At 65.0% G+C, this 4,250-nt stretch carries 5 protein-coding genes; all 5 read right to left on the bottom strand.

Annotated elements, in window-relative coordinates; all coding sequences use genetic code 11:
• Positions 1-108: 108 nt before the first annotated feature.
• On the bottom strand, positions 109-1,167 hold the full coding sequence (locus tag K0M74_RS12110) for a sigma-54 dependent transcriptional regulator (protein WP_293972510.1): 1,059 nt from the start codon (positions 1,165-1,167) through the stop codon (positions 109-111).
• 183 nt (positions 1,168-1,350) lie between these two features.
• On the bottom strand, positions 1,351-2,211 hold the full coding sequence (locus K0M74_RS12105) for a flagellar motor protein MotB (protein ID WP_293972507.1): 861 nt from the start codon (positions 2,209-2,211) through the stop codon (positions 1,351-1,353).
• A complete protein-coding gene (motA, locus tag K0M74_RS12100; RefSeq protein ID WP_293972504.1) occupies positions 2,211-3,074 on the bottom strand; it encodes a flagellar motor stator protein MotA in 864 nt (287 codons plus the stop codon). Before motA ends, K0M74_RS12105 begins: the two co-directional genes overlap by 1 nt.
• A gap of 88 nt (positions 3,075-3,162) precedes the next feature.
• Complete coding sequence (locus K0M74_RS12095) at positions 3,163-3,993, bottom strand: flagellin (protein WP_293972501.1); 831 nt, start codon at positions 3,991-3,993, stop codon at positions 3,163-3,165.
• A gap of 13 nt (positions 3,994-4,006) precedes the next feature.
• Positions 4,007-4,250, bottom strand: a 244-nt coding sequence (locus K0M74_RS12090) for a flagellar basal body rod C-terminal domain-containing protein (protein ID WP_293972498.1), incomplete at its 5' end; no start/stop codon positions are given.

The raw sequence follows: 4,250 nt of genomic DNA, 5'->3' as shown, positions 1-4,250 counted from the left end.
GCCCGCTGGTTCCCGGCCCCCCGGGGGGGGGTCGGGGGGGCGGGGCGGTCAGGGGCGGACCAGAGCCCCCTTTTTCAGCGGGTGCTGAAACTCGTTCGCGGGCGCCGGTCAGGCAGCCTGCTGCTGAACCCCATATTTGCGCATCTTTTCGATCAACGTCGTGCGCTTCAGCGTCAGCAGGCGCGCGGCTTCGGAAATGATGCCGTCGGCGAGGTCGAGCGCGACGTGTATCTGTTCGAGCTCGATCGTCTCGATCTCGCGCTTGAGATCGATCGGGCGGCCCGGCGCGGGTGCCTTGCTATGCGGCATCGCCGGGACGGATTCGTCCGCGCTGGCCTGCACCGCGACAAAGCTGCTGGGGACAGCGTGCCGCGGCGCAAGCGCTGCGGTGGGGTTCAAAAGAATGGCGACGTCATGGGCGCCGAGCGTTTCGCCGCCGTGCAGCACGCTGGCGCGTTCGACAAAATTGCGCAGTTCGCGGACATTGCCCGGCCAGCGATGCTGCATCAGCAGCGCCAGCGCCTCGCCGTCGAAGCGGCACTTGGCCTCGCCCGGCATCTTGCGCTGAAAATGGCGGATGAGCGCGGGAATATCCTCGACGCGGCTGGCGAGGCTGGGGACCTGCAACACAACCACGCCGAGCCGGAAGAACAGGTCTTCGCGGAATTTGCCATCGGCGATCGCGGCGCCGAGATCCTGGTGGGTGGCCGAAATGACGCGAACGTCAATGGCCTTCACATCGCTGCTGCCGACGCGGACGATCGTCCGTTCTTCCAGCACGCGGAGCAGTTTGACCTGCATGTCGAAACGCATGTCGCCGATTTCGTCGAGGAAGAGCGTACCGCCCTCGCTCGCTTCGAAATGGCCGATGCGGCGAGCATGGGCGCCGGTGAAGCTGCCCTTTTCATGCCCGAACAATTCCGATTCGATCAGGTCGCTGGGGATGGCGCCGCAGTTGATCGCCGAAAAAGCCTTGCCAGCGCGGACGCCTTCGTCGTGGATGGCGCGGGCGACCAGTTCCTTGCCCGAGCCCGACGGGCCGCAGAGCATGACAGAAGCGTTCGATCGCGCCACGCGGCGGATCATATCGCGCAGCTGCGTGGCGGCCGCGCTGCTGCCGATGATCAGCGCCTCAAGCGCTGCATTGTTGTTCTGCCCCACGGTCATTTTGGTCTCCACCGCGCCCCCCAAATCCGGCGCCTTTTCGATGGATCTAGAGATTGACGAAAGTGGTAAACAAAAGATTATCCATCCCTGCATAACTCTTTCAAAACAAAGAGTTATTGCCAGATTGGGTGCAATATCGGCGCATTCCTGTCATTAACGATCCGATATGCTGCCAAACTGGCACTAATTGTTGGAAGCGGTGCGCCAGCCCAGGGTGATCGAGATGCGGCGGTTGCGCGGATCGAATCGATCGGAGGGGACATAGGGCTCGCGATCGGCGACCCCTTCGATGCGGGCGAAGCGCGTCTTGCCGATGCCGCGATACTCCAGAAAGTGGCGCGTTACTTCGGCGCGGTCGACCGACAGGCGCCAATTGTTGGTCCCCGATTTGGCCGACCAGGGCGCAGCATCGGTGTGGCCGCGCACCATGATCTGATTGGGCATTTCGGCGACCGGGCCGGCAATCTCGCCGAACAGCCGCACACCGGCGGGGGTCAGCTGGCTGGTCCCGCTCGCGAACATCGAAAAATCAGCATCGTCGATCACGTCGATCCGCAGACCTTCGACCGTCTCGGTGAAGCGCAGGTTGCGCGCGAAGCGCCGAAGCTCGCCCTTGGCCTGCACCCGCTCGGCCAGCGCCTTGGCGACGCGCTGGAATTTCAGCCGTTCGCGCTCGCGCCCCGACGCTTCTTTCGGCCCGCCGGTCGCATCGCGCGGGATCGTCATTGATTTGGTCCCGGTCTGCGCCGCGCCATGCGGATATTTGTCGGCGGAGACGAGCGAGTCACCGCCAAAAAAGCCGTTCGATCCCGCCGTGTCCTGTTTCGACTGGACGATCGTCGGCGCAAAATAGTCGGCGAGCGCCTTGCGCTGCTTTTCGGTCGTCGCGCCGAGCAGCCACATCAGCAGGAAGAACGCCATCATCGCGGTCACGAAGTCGGCATAGGCGACCTTCCACGCCCCGCCATGGTGGCCGGCGTGCGGCGCTTCGATGATCTTCTTGACGATGATCGGGCGCGGCGGTGTATTCGGACGCGCGGCCATTACCGCCCTCGCATCCCGTCAAACACTTCCGCGAAGCTCGGCTGGTTCGAATGTTCGACCCCCGACCGCGCCGCCTCGATCACCAGCGGCTGCGGATGGCCGTGGAGCGAGGCGATGATCAGCTGTTTCACCGTGTGATAGATGGCGCCGTCGCTTTCGATCACGGTGCGCGCGCGTGTCGCGAACGGGCCGACCAGCCCGTAAGCGAGGAGCACACCGAGGAAGGTACCGACCAGCGCCGACCCGATCATGCCGCCCAGGATCGCGGGCGGCTGGTCGATCGATCCCATCGTCTTCACGACGCCGAGCACCGCGGCGACGATGCCGAGTGCGGGAAGCGCGTCGGCAAGATTCTGCAATCCATCGGCGGGCTTGATCGCGTGGTGGTGATGATTCTTCAGCGCGGCGTCCATGACGTCCTCGACCGCGTGCGGATCGAGCGTCCCCGACGACACCACGACCAAGCGCAGCGTGTCGCAGATCAGGTGGATCAGCGTGTCGTCCTTGAGCAGCTTGGGATATTGCTGGAACAGCGTCGAGTTTTTCGGGTCTTCGATATGCGGCTCGACCGCCACCGGCCCTTCGGTCCGCATCATCTTCATCAGCGTCGAGACGAGCAGGATGCAGTCGAGATAATCCTGCTTCTTGTATTGCGGACCCTTGAACACTTTGGCGAGCCCGCCGCCGAGCGCCTTCAGGTCGGCGCCCGAATTGCCGATGATCAGCGATCCGATCGCAGCGCCGCCGATGATCAGCATCTCATGTGGCAATGCGTGCATGACCGGGCCGAGGTTGCCGCCGGTCAGCGCAAAGCCCCCGAATACCAGCAGCAGCAGGACAACGATGCCGATTACGGGAAACATGCGGGGTCAACTCCATCCGGGCCGAAAGCCCCAAATTCAAAATGCGTCTTCAAGCTTAACGGCAGCAGCGCCGCGAAATTGAGCGCGATCAGTTCAAAATATCGAACAGGGTCTGGCGGTTGATCTTGGCAAAGGCCGCCTGCGCGGCGCCGAGGGTCAGATCCTGTGCGTTAAGCTCGGCGATCGCGACCGACAGGTCGGTATCTTCGACCGACGAGCGTTCATCCTTTAGCGTGATGCCGCGCGCCGCCAGCCCGTCGCCGATGCGTTCGAGCCGCCCCGCCGACAGGCCGAGCGCGGCATGGCGGTCAGCGACATGGCCAATCGCGGTATTGAGCGCGGTCAGCGCGGCGCCCATCGCGGGCTTGTTGCCCGCGGCGACCGCGGTCGCGGCGTCGCGGATGCCGGTCGACAGGCTGTTGCCGGCGATGACGAACACATCGGCGGCGGTGGGAACCGGCGCAAAGCTGATGTCGCCATCGAAGCGCATGACCCGCGCGGTGCCGCTCGCGAACACCGGCTCGCCATTCGAATCGCGCGTCGCCGCCAGGCTGTCGATTTCGTCGGCGATCGTGCCCAGTTCGGCGGCGATCGTCGCGCGGTCGGCGGGGCTGGTCGTATCGTTTGCCGCGGCAACCGTCAGCTCGCGCGCGCGCGTCATCAGGTTGCTCACCGATTTGAGCGCCGCGTCGGCCTGCGACACGAGCGCCGTCGCGGTATTGATATTGCTGTTCCACGCGGTGAGGCTTGACTGCGCCGTGCCGATCGTGGCGATCCGCCGCGCCGATACCGGATCGTCCGACATGCGTTGCAGCCGCTTGCCGCTCGAAATCTGGATCTGCGTCCGTTCGATCTGATCGGCGAGATTCTGCTGGCGCGCGATTTCGCGCGTCATGCGATTGCCCACGGCGTTAATCATCGTCGTCGCCTTCCTAGATCGAGCTCAAAAGCGTCTGCATCGTTTCGCGCGCGACCTGGATCGTGCGCGCCGCAGCCTGATAGGCTTGCTGGAAGCGCAGCAGCTCGGCCGCTTCCTTGTCGAGGTCGACCTCGCTCACCCCGTCGCGCGCCGCGGCGGCGGCGTCGGCGCGGGTCATGGGGGCGGCGTCCAGCGCGCGCGCCCCCGCGGGCGCCTGAGCCAGGGTGGCAAGAAGCCCCCCCCAGCGCGCCACCGGG

Source organism: Sphingopyxis sp. (assembly GCF_019459305.1).
Classification (GTDB): domain Bacteria; phylum Pseudomonadota; class Alphaproteobacteria; order Sphingomonadales; family Sphingomonadaceae; genus Sphingopyxis.
Note: the sequence above shows the minus strand (reverse complement) of the source record. Positions and strands in the feature narration are given on the sequence as shown.